At 36.4% G+C, this 15,086-nt stretch carries 13 protein-coding genes and 1 tRNA gene; 2 read left to right on the forward strand and 12 right to left on the reverse strand.

All coding sequences use genetic code 11. The annotated features are described in order from the left end of the window. Window positions 1-65: 65 nt before the first annotated feature. Entirely contained in the window at window positions 66-2,744 is a 2,679-nt protein-coding gene (locus LNP19_RS04915) for a zinc-dependent metalloprotease (RefSeq protein WP_230063691.1), read from the forward strand. Window positions 2,745-2,774: 30 nt separating this feature from the next. Here LNP19_RS04915 and pth read toward each other — a convergent pair whose 3' ends face one another. The 3 genes from pth to LNP19_RS04930 form a co-directional block, all read right to left on the reverse strand. Beyond that, a complete protein-coding gene (gene pth / locus LNP19_RS04920; protein ID WP_230063692.1) occupies window positions 2,775-3,449 on the reverse strand; it encodes an aminoacyl-tRNA hydrolase in 675 nt (224 codons plus the stop codon). 253 nt (window positions 3,450-3,702) lie between these two features. Next, the gene (locus tag LNP19_RS04925) at window positions 3,703-4,314 is read right to left on the reverse strand and encodes a 50S ribosomal protein L25/general stress protein Ctc (protein ID WP_230063693.1); all 612 of its coding nucleotides are present in this window, start codon (window positions 4,312-4,314) and stop codon (window positions 3,703-3,705) included. Between the two features lie 42 nt (window positions 4,315-4,356). Beyond that, entirely contained in the window at window positions 4,357-5,298 is a 942-nt protein-coding gene (locus tag LNP19_RS04930) for a ribose-phosphate pyrophosphokinase (RefSeq protein WP_230063694.1), read from the reverse strand. 530 nt (window positions 5,299-5,828) lie between these two features. Between LNP19_RS04930 and LNP19_RS04935 the strand changes: the two genes are divergently transcribed. After that, window positions 5,829-5,908 (forward strand) — tRNA-Leu (locus LNP19_RS04935). A 37-nt stretch (window positions 5,909-5,945) separates the two neighbouring features. On the opposite strand, the gene LNP19_RS04940 is transcribed toward LNP19_RS04935, so the two are convergent. The 9 genes from LNP19_RS04940 to LNP19_RS04980 all read right to left on the reverse strand — a co-directional run bounded on the left by LNP19_RS04940 (window position 5,946) and on the right by LNP19_RS04980 (window position 15,033). Beyond that, the gene (locus LNP19_RS04940; RefSeq protein ID WP_230063695.1) at window positions 5,946-6,386 is read right to left on the reverse strand and encodes a LexA family protein; all 441 of its coding nucleotides are present in this window, start codon (window positions 6,384-6,386) and stop codon (window positions 5,946-5,948) included. After that, window positions 6,377-7,651, reverse strand: coding sequence for a Y-family DNA polymerase (locus tag LNP19_RS04945; protein ID WP_230063696.1), 1,275 nt, complete (start codon window positions 7,649-7,651; stop codon window positions 6,377-6,379). The genes LNP19_RS04940 and LNP19_RS04945 overlap by 10 nt, the downstream gene beginning before the upstream one ends. Window positions 7,652-8,033: 382 nt before the next feature. Next, window positions 8,034-8,750, reverse strand: a complete 717-nt coding sequence (locus tag LNP19_RS04950) for a DsbA family oxidoreductase (protein ID WP_230063697.1) — start codon at window positions 8,748-8,750, stop codon at window positions 8,034-8,036. 177 nt (window positions 8,751-8,927) lie between these two features. Next, window positions 8,928-10,298 (reverse strand): NADH-quinone oxidoreductase subunit N, encoded by a 1,371-nt coding sequence (locus tag LNP19_RS04955; RefSeq protein WP_230063698.1) that lies wholly within the window; start codon window positions 10,296-10,298, stop codon window positions 8,928-8,930. Between the two features lie 13 nt (window positions 10,299-10,311). Beyond that, window positions 10,312-11,754 (reverse strand): complex I subunit 4 family protein, encoded by a 1,443-nt coding sequence (locus tag LNP19_RS04960; RefSeq protein WP_230063699.1) that lies wholly within the window; start codon window positions 11,752-11,754, stop codon window positions 10,312-10,314. Window positions 11,755-11,763: 9 nt separating this feature from the next. Further along, window positions 11,764-13,647, reverse strand: coding sequence for an NADH-quinone oxidoreductase subunit L (gene nuoL, locus LNP19_RS04965; RefSeq protein ID WP_230063700.1), 1,884 nt, complete (start codon window positions 13,645-13,647; stop codon window positions 11,764-11,766). A 6-nt stretch (window positions 13,648-13,653) separates the two neighbouring features. After that, window positions 13,654-13,974 (reverse strand): NADH-quinone oxidoreductase subunit NuoK, encoded by a 321-nt coding sequence (nuoK, locus tag LNP19_RS04970; protein ID WP_072939988.1) that lies wholly within the window; start codon window positions 13,972-13,974, stop codon window positions 13,654-13,656. Window position 13,975: 1 nt separating this feature from the next. Further along, on the reverse strand, window positions 13,976-14,488 hold the full coding sequence (locus LNP19_RS04975) for an NADH-quinone oxidoreductase subunit J family protein (protein WP_230063701.1): 513 nt from the start codon (window positions 14,486-14,488) through the stop codon (window positions 13,976-13,978). After that, window positions 14,488-15,033, reverse strand: a complete 546-nt coding sequence (locus LNP19_RS04980) for a NuoI/complex I 23 kDa subunit family protein (protein ID WP_230063702.1) — start codon at window positions 15,031-15,033, stop codon at window positions 14,488-14,490. The genes LNP19_RS04975 and LNP19_RS04980 overlap by 1 nt, the downstream gene beginning before the upstream one ends. Window positions 15,034-15,086 lie beyond the last annotated feature (53 nt).

Raw genomic sequence — 15,086 nt, forward strand, 5'->3', positions numbered from 1 at the left:
GAAAGCCAAAAGGAATACTCGAATTAGATAAAAATGGTTTATTTTTGAGTTTATATTTTCAAGCTATGAAAAAAAATATACTTTGGCTGTTTGTTATTTTCTTCGGCTCGGTGGTTTATGCCCAAAAAGAATCCCCTTGGAAGCGAGTTAATCGGGATATGAATTTGGATTTTCAGGGGAATGGATTGAATTCCGGTCTCGAAAAAAAGTTGTTTTTTCAATTGGACGAAACAATGCTGAGGCAATCTTTGAGTTTCTTGCCAAGCAGTACGGATAGAAAACAATTAAAACGTATTAAAATCCCTAATATTAATGGTGCTTTTGAGGAGTTTTCAGTTTGGGAATCTTCCAATTTTGATCCGGAATTACAGGCCAAATTCCCAGATATAAAGTCTTATACCGGAATAGGAATTACAGATCCCACGGCTTCCTTGAATTTTAGTTTGTCACCCGATGGAATTCAAACGATGGTGCTTAGAGCTGATAGCGCATCAGAATTTATAGAAGCTTCATTAAGTGATAAAGGCATCTACGTGCTTTTTAATTCTGGAAGTAGAAATTCCGCTAGTCTTCCCTTTTCTTGTAAGACGGAGGATATTGCGATTAATAAGCAGCTGTTGAAGAAGACAAGTAGAGTTTCGGACAATACTAAGGTTTTTAAAACCCTGCGTTTGGCTTTATCTTGCACAGGAGAGTATGCGGCGTATCACGGTGGAACAGTCGCTGGAGCTTTGGCGGCTATGAACGCTACTATGACAAGGGTTAACGGGGTTTTTAATAGAGATTTGGCCTTAAAATTACAGATAATTGCCAATAATAATCTTATTGTTTATACCAATGCTAGTACAGATCCTTATTCTGATGCTAGAACGGGAGTAGATGGTAGTTGGAGTCTCGAGTTGCAGAATAATCTAAGCAATGTGATAGGAAATGGGAATTATGATATAGGACATTTGTTTGGTGCTTCGGGTGGTGGAGGCAACGCAGGCTGTATTGGTTGTGTTTGTGTAGATCCTACCATTGAAGATTCTTATGCTAAGGGAAGTGCTTATACTTCTCCTTCTGATGGGCGTCCTATGGGGGATGCTTTTGATATCGATTTTGTCGCTCATGAAATGGGGCATCAATTGGGAGCAAATCATACTTTTTCTGAAGATATTGAAGGTACAGGCGTCAATGTGGAGCCGGGTAGTGGTTCTACTATTATGGGATATGCTGGAATAGCCGATAATAATATTCAAAACAATTCGGATGATTATTTTGCTTATGTTAGCATTTTACAAATACAAAATAATCTTGCTTCAAAAGTTTGTCCTCAAACAGTTAGTCTAAATAACAATCCTCCAGTTGTAAGTGCTGGCACTGATTGGACGATCCCAAAGGGAACTGCTTTTGTGTTAAAAGGTACTGGGCTTGATCCTGATGGAGATGTGCTAACGTATTGCTGGGAGCAAAATGATGATGCCAAAACCCAAAGTGGTTCAAGTAGTATCGCATTTCCTACTAAGCCTGACGGCCCTCTTTTTAGATCTTTGAAACCAAAGAGTTCTCCTATACGTTATATGCCGGCGCTTAGTACGGTACTCTCGGGTAGGTTGAGCACCACTTGGGAGTCGGTTTCCTCTATTGCAAGAACGCTTCATTTTACCTTGACGGCAAGGGATAATGCTCCTCTAGGTACCGCTCAAACGAATACCGCATCAATGATTGTAAATGTAAGTGGAGCAGCGGGTCCATTTGCAATAACATCACAAAATACCGAAGATTTAAGTTGGTTTCAGGGCGAAAACACAACGGTCAGTTGGAGTGTAAACGGTTCTAATATTTTGCCAGGATCGTCTAATGTGAATATAAAACTTTCTACAGACGGAGGTTTGACGTTTCCGACGATTTTGGCGGCAAATACTCCAAATGATGGCTCAGAGGTTATCGTGATTCCAAATATTACGGCTAAAGACTGTCGGATTTTAATTGAGCCCACAGCAAATATCTATTATGCCATAAACAGTAAGGCATTTTCAATTGGGTATTCGGTTGTTTCCTCTTGTGAGACTTATACATTTGCTCCAACTCCTTTTGATATACCGGAATCACCGACTTATGTAACGAGAAAAATTACTGTTCCGCCAACAACAGGAACAATTGTAGATGTGAATTTGTCCGTAGGTTTTACACATTCTTATATGTCGGATGTGAAAATAGATGTTGTGAATCCTCAAGGGATTACTGTGAAGTTGTTTGAAGAAAGTTGCGGAAATACAGATGGCAGTTTGTTGTTGAATTATGATGATCTGGGTGATGCTCTTGACTGTGGGTCTGCAGTTGTTCAAAAGGTTAGTCCCTATGAGTCTTTGGCTGTTTTTAATGGTCAAAATCCTCAAGGAGAATGGGTGTTTAGAGGGCGTGACCGTTTCCTTGAAGATACAGGAACTTTAGACTCGGCTACGATAACGATTTGCACCAAAAATTATACTTTAATAGCGCCGGATTTTGAGTTTTCACCAATAGTGTCTTATCCTAATCCTAGCGATGGTAATATTACGGTACAATTTATGAGTAAGAACACAAATGGTGTCAAAGTCATGGTTCACAGCTTGTTGGGTAAGGAATTGTTTAAAAGAGAATTTGAGAGTAAATTTAATTTCAATGAAAATATTCAGTTGCCGCAGTTAGGATCGGGGATTTATTTATTGACAGTTATTGATGGGGATAGAAGAGAGGTTAAAAAAATAATAATAGAGTAAAATAAAAAGGGAAGCGCAAAGCTTCCTTTTTTATTTTCCGTTGTATGTGGTCATGGTGTTTTCTAGTCCGGCAGTCCCAAAAGATTTTATTATTTCGGAAGCTATTTCATAACGTTCTGGCAAGGCTGTTTTTTCGTTGTCGTCCCATTCTCCCAGTACATAATCTACCTGTTTTCCTTTTTTGAATTCATCGCTGATACCAAAACGGAAACGGGTGTACTGATTGGTGTTTAGGACAAGGTTGATGTTTTTTAGTCCGTTGTGTCCGCCGTCGCTTCCTTTTGGTTTGATACGGATGGTTCCGAATGGCAGGTTTAAATCATCGGTAATGACAAATAAATTTTGCAAAGGAATGTTTTCTTTGTCCATCCAGTATTGTACTGCTTTTCCGCTCAAATTCATGTAGGTATTGGGTTTCAAAAGGAAAAAAGTTCTTCCTTTGAATCTGAATTGGGCTAATGAGCCTAGTTTCGCCGTTTCAAATTGAATTCCTTCTTTTTTGGCAAGATGATCTACTATTTTAAAGCCAATGTTGTGTCTGGTGTTTACGTATTCGGCACCGATGTTGCCTAATCCTACTATTAAAAATTTATTACTCACGCTTTCTGTATTATTTTTTTGATGTTCCTGAACCTCCGGTTTCATAGAATCTGTATGGTCTTCTTTCTTTGTTGATGGGAATATTTTGGCTATCCATTTTATCATGCTGCAAAAATAGACTTTATTCGATTATTGGGCTATAAGATTGGTGTATTTTTAGATTAATGACAAGAACAAAACCTTAAAACCTAAGTAGCCCCGATGGAAGTGGAAATCCTTTTTTGAGGTTTTTGCCGAAAAAAAGATTGAAGCGAACAGCGGGAAAGTTGCCGGCTGGGAAAGCCGCTTCTTTCGCTTGAAAGCAAAAAAAAAAGCACCAGTTTTACAACTGATGCTTTTAAGTATGCTTGAAAAAAGATTATTTTTTCTTTCCTTTTGCAGGTGCTTTTGCAGCTTTTGCAGCTTCTTGAGCCGCTTTCATAGCAGCACGAGAAATCTTCACTTGACAAATTACGGTATTGTCTGGGTGCATGATTTTGAAGTTTTCAGATGGCACTTTAGTAACGTATAATTTGTTACCCATGTCAAGTGGAGTAATGTCAGCCTCAACGAAATCTGGAAGATTTGCTGGGATAGCTCTTACTTTAAGTTTACGGTTGTTCAAACGTAAATCTCCACCGGCCATAACTCCTTTAGAGTTACCAATGATTTTTACAGGAACTTCCATAGTGATTTCTTTGTCTTCAAAAATTTGAAAGAAGTCAATATGTAAAATCTTGTCAGACACAGGGTGAACCTGGATGTCTTGTAAAACGGCATTAAATGATTTGCCGTTACCAAGGTCGATCACAACAGTGTGAGCGTTTGGAGTGTAAACCAAGCTTTTGAATGCTTTTTCTTCTGCTGAAAAATGTACTGGTTGATCTCCTCCGTATAACACGCAAGGAACCGCTCCAGCATTACGTAAGGCTTTAGTAGCTACTTTGCCCACGCTTTCTCTTTCTGATCCTTTAATTGTAATCGATTTCATTGTAAAAATTATATAGTTATTAAATATTCTATTTGTTTGTGGTTACATTATGAACTTCCCGCTGATCGAGTTGTTGTGGTGTACCATGTGCATTACTTCGGCAAAAAGAGGGGCACAACTCAACACTCTTATTTTGTTTGACTCTCTCTTTAACGGAATAGAATCGGTAACGATTAGTTCTGTTAATTTAGAATTCTCAATTTTTTCGTAAGCACTTCCTGATAAAATGGCGTGAGTACAAATGGCTCTTACGCTTAATGCTCCTTTTTCTAGCATTAAGTCAGCGGCTTTCGCCAAAGTGCCTCCTGTGTCAATCATGTCATCTACAAGGATTACATTTTTTCCTTTTACTTCACCGATCAATTCCATGGTGTCGATGATATTGGCTTCCTTTCTTTGTTTGTAGCAAATCACTACATCTGATTCTAAAAATTTAGAATAAGCATAGGCTCTTTTTGATCCTCCCATGTCAGGAGAAGCAATGGTTAAGTTTTCTAGTCCCAGTCCTTTTACATATGGTAAAAAGATAGTGGATGCAAAAAGGTGATCTACTGGTTTTTCAAAGAATCCTTGGATTTGATCTGCATGTAAATCCATTGTCATTACTCTTGTTGCTCCCGCAGTTTCGAGTAATTTAGCTGTCAGTTTTGCTCCTATCGGAACTCTAGGTTTGTCTTTTCTATCTTGTCTTGCCCAACCAAAGTACGGTATTACTGCTGTGATGTGTCTTGCAGAAGCTCTTTTTGCAGCATCGATCATGAGTAATAATTCCATCAAATTGTCTGCATTTGGAAAAGTAGAACAAACGATAAAAACTCTTAATCCTCTGATAGACTCTTCGTAAGAAGGTTGGAATTCACCATCGCTGTATTTAGACATGGTGACTTTTCCTAACGGAATTCCGTATTCTTTTGCGATTTTTTCGGCTAGATAGACACTTTGTGAACAAGCAAAAATTTTAGCTTCCGGTTCTAGATGTGACATTGTAAATTGTTGTTTTTTATTCCGCTGCGCTTAATACAATTTCGCTTTGTAATTTGTGTTAGCTAAATATGTGTATACGCCTCGGGTGTAGTTAGTTGTGTGTTGTGTTTTTAACGAGGTGCAAATTTAGAAAATTTATTTAACTCTGAAAGGAAAAAATTAAGTATTTTCAGATTTGAAGCGCCTCAAGGATGATAAAACGGAGTTGTTTGTTCAATTCGATTTTGAATTGTAGCGGTGAAGATTGATGTCTTGACTTAATAGTTGTTTTGTTCTGCTGAGGTTTGTGGGTTAAAAGTTTTTTTACAATGCTGTTTTTAGTTTAAATTATTGTTTTGTAAGGAGTTAATTTGTTGTGTTAGTTTAGGGTTAAAAATGGTTTTAGTTTTGAGACAAAAAATAAAATATTTTTGGGTGGATTTCTAAATTTATTTTTTACATTTGCACCGTGTTAAAGGAAAAGATGTCTAGCTACCACTAAATATCTCTTTATTGCGTTAGAATAATTGTTTATTATTCTTGTCTGCTAAGCCCGGATGGCGGAATTGGTAGACGCGCTGGTCTCAAACACCTGTGGGAAACCGTGCCGGTTCGACTCCGGCTCCGGGTACTTAAAAGCCTCTTCGTAAGAAGAGGCTTTTTTTATTTTATACTTTCTTAATTACATAGGTTACAATTCCCCAGATAATTAATTGATTTTCTTCTGTTACTTTTATTGGTGAGTAATTCAGATTCTCGGGCATTAGATAGAGACAGTCTTTTTCAAGTTGGATTCGTTTTACGGTAAACTCCCCGTCTATGAAGCAAATGGCGATTTTATTGTTTTGCGGTTCCAGGCTTCGATCTACAATCAGAACGTCTTTATCGTTGATGCCAGCATCAATCATCGAATTGCCTTTGACTCTGATGTAAAAAGTAGCCAATGGATTTTCGCTTAATTCTTTATTTAAGTCGATGTTGGTTTCCATAAAATCGGTTGCGGGGGAAGGAAAACCTGCCGATACACCGTCTGCAATAAAAGGAATTTTTAGGTCACTCTTATATTCGGGATGGAAAAACTGGAGTTTTTGTTTGTTTTTTATTGGCATCGTATTTCAAGGATCTCTTTAAAATTAGTAGTGTATTTTGGCGATAAATGGTTTTGGTTCATATTCCAGGTCAGGTCTAAATTTTGAGTTGCCAGTTTTATCTGAGTATATCCAATTTTCTTATTGAGCTTGTCTATTGCTTTCATTAGGGCCAAATGTTTTGGATTTTCATCCTCAAATAATTGAAATTGTTTTTGGTTTTCATCGATAAGTGCCGTTACGATGACTCCTGCTTTTTTGAATTTCAAATGTTCGTTTCCTTTATGTAGCTTTTTTAATAAGTCAATAGCTGCATTTGAAATGGTCAAACTGGAATTTGTCGCATAAGGCAGGGTTACTGCCATATTGAAATAATATTTTGATGTTTGAACACTGTGTTTGTCAATAAGCAACATCACAATTATAGTATGGCAACAAGATTTTTGTTTTCTTAATTTTTCTGCGGATACCGAAGCAAACGTGGCTACACGTTCTCGCAATAAGTCAAAATCAGAGATTTGTTTTGGAAAACTTCGGGTAACGGCAATGCTTTTCTTTTGATCTGCTATGGGTTCTAAATCCAGTACTGATTTCCCTTCCAGTTCATATTTGAGGCGCAGTCCAATTACTCCCATTTCTTTCTTGATCCAAGATTCATGTTGTGGCTGAATAAAATCGAAAGCTGTTTTGATGTTTCTTAGTTTAGCTTTCTTAGTTGTTCGGTATCCGATGCCCCAAACGTCTTCAATTTTTGTCCATTTTAGTGCTTTTATTCTTTTTTCATCGCTATCTATTACATAAACACTTTGGGTTCTGTCTTGAAATTTTTTGGCAATTTTATTAGCTACTTTAGATAAGGCTTTAGTTTCAGCAAAACCTATTGATACTGGGATTCCTACCCATTTTTGTATCCTTTTTTTCATTTGAATCCCATAGTCATGAAAATCTGGGATTGTCATTCCGTCAAAGTTCAAGAAGGCTTCATCAATACTGTAGATTTCTAGATTGGGTGTAAACTGCCCTAAGATTGACATGACGCGATGACTTAAATCTCCATATAGAGCATAATTAGATGAAAATAATTTTACGTTTTTCTCTCGTACTAAATCTTTAATCTGGAAGGCAGGAACTCCCATGGGAATACCGGCGAATTTGGCTTCTTCGCTTCTTGAAATCACGCAGCCATCATTGTTAGACAAGATAGCAACGGGTTTTTCGTTGAATTCCGGTTGGAAAACACGTTCGCAGGAAGCATAAAAATTATTGCAATCAACTAAAGCATACATAGGACAAATTTAAGCAATTGTCTGCTTTGCTCGGCAGTCTTTAGCTCTTTATATTGGTATTTAAAGTTGTAGTGATTTGGTGTATTATCCCATTAAAGGCATGGAAATAGCTTAGTAGTACTTTTAAATAGTTTTTAGGCGATTGCTACTTTTGTTTTGAGTTTAGGAAGCTGTAATTATTTGTGTTGATTTGTGCTTCTTATGGTTAATTTGTTAAAGTTTTACAAAATAAGATAAAAGTCAATTGTTAAATTGATTTTTGGCATGAATTGTGTTGTTGTTTTAGCGGTTAACTAATTAGTTTTATTACTAATAAATTGGTTTGGTTTGTAAAAAAGGCTCTTTTAAGAGCCTTTTTTTATTTAAGAGTATAGACGGGATTTTAATTGCATCCATTAATATCACAGCTTCCTTCGGAAGAATTGTTGATTACCGTTATTTTGGAATCAAATTGTCCTTCTTCCCATACTTTTTGAATGGTTTGAACAAAAGTATCGACATGTTGTGCGCCTGAAATAGCATATTTATTGTCTAAAACAAAAAAGGGAACGCCTTGAACACCTATTTTTTGCGCCATTTCGATATCTTGTTTTACGTTTTCTGAATAGGTATCTGATTGTAAAACAGCCTCGATTGCAGTGGCGTCAAGGCCAGCCTCGATTCCTAGTTGCTTTAAGGTTTCTAAGTCTCCTATGTTTTTTCCATCAGTCAAGTACGCTTTAAATAAGAGTTCTTTTAGTTCGTTGCCTAGTTGGAATTTCTTGGCCAAATGCAATAAACGATGGGCATCAAATGAATTGGCCATTACCGCTTTTTCAAAATGAAAATCCAATCCTGAATTTTTAGCATTTTTGGTCATGTTGTCCATCATTTCTTGAGCCCATTCTTTGTTTTTCTGGTATTTTTCTGCCAGATGTTCAGTCAAATTATCTCCTTCCGAGGCTACAAAATTTGCGTCAAGCTGAAAGCTTTTCCATTCAATTTCTACGGCATTTTTATGTTCGAATTGCTCCAGCGCTGATTCGATTCTTCTTTTCCCAATATAACAATACGGACACATGATATCCGACCAGATTTGTATTTTTAATTTATTTTCCATCCTTGATCTATTTTAGAGCGAAATTTATTTGTATATACAAATGTACTGAAAAGCTTTTGGAACAAAATGTATTTTTGGTTTTTATTAGGAAATTGGTTTTTAATTGTAAAAGTCAACCATAAAAAAACCATCAAAATTGCTCTTGATGGTTTTGTGTTTTTATAGAAGTTTTTTTGTTTAGGCCAACAAATCCAAAACATAGGAAGGGAACAATCCTAAAGCAATATTCAGTACAATTGCTATAACAGCAACGGCATAAATCGTAATGGGAGTTCCGGTTCTTTCTTCGTTTGGCTCTTTGGTATACATTGCTAGAATCAGTTTAAAGTAGTACCCAACGCTTATAATTGAATTGACTACGGCAACTATCACTAAGGCGATATAACCCGCCTGGATGGTCTGATTGAATAAAAACAGTTTTGCAAAGAATCCAGAAAATATTGGGATTCCAGCCATAGACAATAACGAAGCAGTTAGAATAGCGGCTAATAAAGGGTTTGTTTTTCCTAAGCCGTGGAAGTTCGTGATATCTTCGTTTTCGTTGTGTTTACAAACATATAGAATTACGCTAAAAGCTGCGATTCCAGCCAAGGCATAAGCAGAGGTATAGTACAATAAGGTTCCGGCTGCGTTTGTTGTACTTAACAAGGTCATTAACATGAAACCAGCATGAGAAATTCCAGAGAAAGCTAAGATACGTTTTACGTTTACTTGTCTTAATGCCATGATATTTCCTACGGTCATGGAAGCCATAGAGATAATAACAATCACTAATTGGAAAGAAGGTGAAAGATCTGCATTCATCACGTTTAACAGTTTGAATAGAGTAGCAATAGCTACCACCTTTGCCAAAGTACTCATTAAGGCAGTTGTCAATGTTGGAGAACCTTCATAAACATCCGGCGCCCAGAAATGGAAAGGAACAGCGGCAATCTTGAAAAACATTCCGATAACAACTAAAATAATCCCAATAGGAAACCAAACCGGTAGTTCGGCAGAACGGGATAATTCGCTGATTTCAATAACATCAAAACTTCCCATGGCTCCGTATATTAAACAGATACCAAATAAGATGATTCCTGAGGCAAAAGATCCCATCAGGAAGTATTTTAATCCCGCTTCGTTACTTTTTACGCTCAGTCTGCTGCTTGACGCCAAAACGTATAAAGCAATAGATAAAATTTCGATCCCTAAGAAGAACATGGCTAAGTTTCCAAAAGAAACCATAGCAACTGCTCCTGCAAGCAAGAATATCTTTATGGCAATGAAATCAGATAGTTTTCCCTGTTGGTTTTCGTAAAATTTATGACTTAAGATTACCAAGAAAATAGTTAAGATGATAAACAAAGAGGAAAATGCGGTAGAAAATTCACTCACAATCATCATGTTGTTGTAGTAGGCTTCGGGAGAATTGAATTCTGATATATTCAACCCAAGGACTGCCAATAATCCAATAACGGTTACTGGAATAATCGCTTTTCTCCATTCGAAAATTTCAAATAAAAGGCATAAAACACCTAATCCTATTATAGCTATTAATGTATTCATTATTTTTATTTGACTAGTTAATTCTATTAATTTGAGTTAAAATATTTACCAAACTTGGTGTGATCAAGTCTGTAATTGGTTTTGGATACATTCCAAAGAAGAAAATAACGGCGATAATAAGTACCAATGTTATCGCTTCTTTAGCAGTAACATCCGCAAATAATTTGCTATTAGTTTCTCCTAGCATTACGTTTTGGTACATTTTCAACATATAGTAAGCTCCCAAAATAATGGTTGTTCCTCCTAAAAAGGCAAACCATATATTGATTTGAGAAAGACTGTACAATACGGTAAATTCTCCAACAAAGTTGAAAGTGGTAGGAAGTGCCACAGATGCTAATACTAAAATTAAGAACATCGAAGCGAATTTTGGCGATTGGGTACGAATACCACCCATATCAGCAATAGTTCTGGTCTCGTATCTTCTGAAAATGATTTCAGCAATGAAGAACAATCCAACAACCACAAAACCGTGAGCAATCATTTGTAAAACCGCACCGCGTAATCCGTCAATAGTTAGTGTATAACTTCCCGCAGCAATTAGTCCAACGTGGGCTAATGAAGAGTAGGCCAATAATTTTTTCAAGTCTTTTTGTCTTAAAGCCACAATTGAACCGTAGATAACTCCAGCGATTCCAAGACCAATGAAGATATGCATATACTCTTTTGCTGCTAGCGGAGCAATAGGCAATTGCCAACGGATAACGCTGTACAATCCCATTTTTAGCATAATTCCTGAAAGAAGCATTGTTCCCGCAGTTGGCGCTTTTTGGTATACGCTGGCTTGCCAAGTGTGAAAAGGAATAAGTGGAATTTTGATAGCATAGGCCAAGAAAAAAGCCAAGAAGATCCACAATTGCTCAGTAGCCGATAAATTTAATTTGTATAAATCTTCCAATAGGAAGCTTCCTGCTTGTTGGTACAAATAAACAAAAGCAACCAGCATGAATAAAGATCCGGCAAGGGTATAGATAAAGAATTTTACCACTGCTTTTTTGCGTTCTTCGGTATCACCGTTACCCCAAATTAATGCGATGAAGTAAATAGGGATTAATGACAATTCCCAGAAAATGTAATATAAAAGTCCATCGGCTGCTAAGAAAGTTCCTGCCATAGCAAAAGCCATAAACAAGATTAGACTATAGAAGGTTTTTGCATTTTTATAATCATTTCCAAAAGATGAAAAGATAATAATTGGAGTCAAAGCCGTTGTCAATAATAGCATAGCGATTGAAAGACCGTCCGCTTTTAAAGCAAAAGCAATATTGGGTTGGTTGATCCATTGGCTTATGAAGCTAATGTTTTCGCCGGCATTAAAATGGTTTAATAATACAATGGAACATCCTAAAGCTGATAATCCAAAGAATAAAGCCACTTTTGGAGCCAGTTTGTCACCGGCAAGATAAGTTGCAAATGCACCAACAAGAAGTATAATTAATAGTAGTGATACGTTCATGGTATAAAATTATTGAGCTAAAAATAAATAGGTTACAATGGCGCAAAGCCCTAAAACAAAAGCAAAAAGATAAAAACCGATACTTCCGCTTTGTAATTTTCTTCCTTGAAACGCTATTTCGTTGGTTACTTTTTCTAATCCAAAAACAGCTGAGGACAATGTAGTTTCGATATTGTCTCTAAAAAATCTAGATAGGCTGTTTGTTGATTTTACAAATAAAAAGTCATAGATTTCATCTACATAATATTTGTTATATAAAACTTTTGCAAAACCAGTAATCTGAGCATCTTCGGCAGGAATTTGATTTTGTTTGATGTATTTTGTATAAGCAATTGCAATTCCTACTATTCCACCAATTACGGCTACGGCCATCAAGACATATTCCGTAGTTCCAAAATGATGTGCTTCGGTTGTTGTTCGTGTAAATAAAGGAGCAAGATAAGCATTCAACCAGCTGTTCGTTGGTAAACTAATCAATCCACCAATTGTAGCTAAAATTGCCAAAACAATTAAAGGAAAAGTGATGAGAGAAGGACTTTCGTGTAAATGACTTTTTTGTTCGGCTGTGCCCCTAAATTCTTTGAAGAATGTAAGGTATAATAAACGGAACATATAAAAAGCGGTCATAAGCGAAGCCAATGAAGCGATAAACCATAATACTTTATTGTGTTCAAAAGCCACTAACAAGATTTCATCTTTCGAGAAAAATCCTGAAAATGGTGGAATTCCGGAAATCGCCAATGAAGAGATTAAGAAAGTGATAAATGTAATTCCCATTACTTTTTTCAATCCACCCATTTTGCGCATGTCTTGTTCTCCGTGCAAAGCATGAATAACTGAACCAGAACCCAAGAACAAACAAGCTTTGAAGAAAGCATGTGTGATCACGTGGAAAACGGCAACTTCATAGGCGCCTAATCCTAATGCTAAAAACATTAATCCCAATTGTGAAACTGTAGAATAGGCCAAAACTTTTTTGATGTCGGTTTGTACCAAGGCAATTGTTGCAGCTACCAAAGCAGTAACGGAACCAACAATAGCGATAATATTTTGAACGTCTGGAGCTAAATCAAATAAGAAATTCAATCTTGTGATCATGAAGATCCCAGCGGTAACCATAGTTGCGGCATGTATCAATGCCGAAACCGGCGTAGGTCCTGCCATTGCATCCGGCAACCAAGTGTACAATGGAATTTGTGCCGATTTTCCGCAAGCTCCAATGAATAAAGCAAAGGCCGCAGCCGAAATCCAGTACATATTTAGATCTGTTGCTCCAGCGATAGCTGTTTTTAAAGTTGCATAGTCTAAAGTTGAGAATAATGAGCCGATGATGAATATCCCGATTAACAATCCTAAATCACCAATTCTGTTCATGATAAACGCTTTTTTAGCCGCATCATTGAAGTCTTGGTTTTTATGCCAAAATCCGATAAGTAGGTAAGAACAAAGTCCAACGCCTTCCCAACCGATAAATAATACCAATAAGTTGCTTCCAATTACCAAAGCAATCATGAAGAAGATAAACAGATTCAAATAAGCAAAAAATTTGTGCATGTTCTCATCATCATGCATGTAGCTGATGGAGTACAAGTGTATCAGGGAACCAATTCCGGTTACAAAAAGCAACCATAAAACAGATAATTGATCTAGAAGAAAACCAAAATCTACTTTGAAATTACTGATTTGAATCCAATCAAATAGTTGAATGCTGATTGGTTGTTGGCTTTGATTTATTTTAAGAAAAAAGAAAATGCTTAGCGCAAATGAAAGCACTACAGTGAGTGTTCCGATTATCCCAGAAGCCGTTTTTCCAATGTTTTTTCCGAAGAAAATATTAAATAAAAATCCTAAAAAAGGAGCTAATAATAAGAGTAAAGCTAAATTTGTATTCATTATAGTTTATCCTTTTAAGTTTTTTAAATTATTGATGTCAATCGAACCTAAATTTCTAAAGATCGAAACTAGAATGGCTAGACCTACTGCAACCTCTGCGGCCGCAACAGCCATTGAGAAAAACACAAAGATTTGTCCTTGGGCATCTTGGTGATATGTAGAAAAGGCAACAAATAAAAGGTTGACCGCATTCAACATAATTTCGATAGACATAAATACAATGATAGCATTGCGTCTGTATAAAACTCCAAAAATCCCAATACAAAAAAGTATAGTAGAGAGAAAAATGTAGTTTTCGATGCCTATTTCATTTAAAATATTATTCATGTTATTTCTCTTTTTTTTCTTTTTTAGACAATAGAACTGCTCCAATCATTGCTACTAAAAGCAGAATAGAGGCAAATTCAAAAGGTACCATATATTCGTTCAACAACACATGACCCAAAACTTTTATGGATTGGTAATCTTCTCCTGTGGTAACATATTCGCCAATAATTGGTTTAGAGTTGATAAAAACCAAAATTAGAACGATACAAATCAAACAAAAAGAGACAATAGCTCCTAAACGCGTAATTCTTGGTTTATGTACTTCATTTTCTTTATTTAAATTCATCAACATGACAGTAAACAAGAATAAAATCATAATTGCCCCTGAATAGACAATAAGATGCATTATTGCCAGAAACTGAGAGTTCAATAATAAATAATGACCTGCAATAGAGAAAAAACAGATTACCAAATAAAGTGCACTGTGAATAGGGTTTCTGCTAAAAATAGTCAAAAAGGCTGTTGCCAAAGTGATGGCAGCTAAAACACAAAATATAATAAGTATCGTTGACATTAGTTAGCGTTTTTAAGTTGAGCATTTTTCATTGCGATATCCAAAGGCATAACTAATTTGTCTTTACCGAAAATAAAATCTTCTCTGTCATAGTTAGCGGGAACCAATACTTTTGAAGTAGTCAGGTAAATAGCGTCTTTTGGACAAGCTTCTTCACACAATCCGCAAAAAATACAACGCAACATGTTGATTTCATAGATTGAAGCATATTTTTCCTCGCGGTATAGCATTTTTTCTTCTGGTTTGCGTTCAGCGGCTTTCATTGTAATGGCTTCTGCCGGGCAAGAAAGTGCGCATAATCCACATGCGGTACAGTTTTCTCTCCCTAGTTCATCACGTTTCAATTGGTGTTGGCCTCTATAGACAGGACTCATTTCACGAACCTGTTCAGGATATTGAATGGTCACTTTTCTGGAGAATAAATGTTTTAATGTAATCATCAAACCTTTGACAATCGCAACAAGGTACATTCTTTCCCAAAAGCTCATCTCTTTATTGGAGACTTGCTTTTTTCTTCCCGATAAGGATATGCTTTCTATTGACATTTTTTTATTTTATTTGTAGCCATTCCTGTTAGCTTAGGAATGAGCTGATCTTT

It is taken from the genome of Flavobacterium acetivorans (assembly GCF_020911885.1).
GTDB lineage: Bacteria > Bacteroidota > Bacteroidia > Flavobacteriales > Flavobacteriaceae > Flavobacterium > Flavobacterium acetivorans.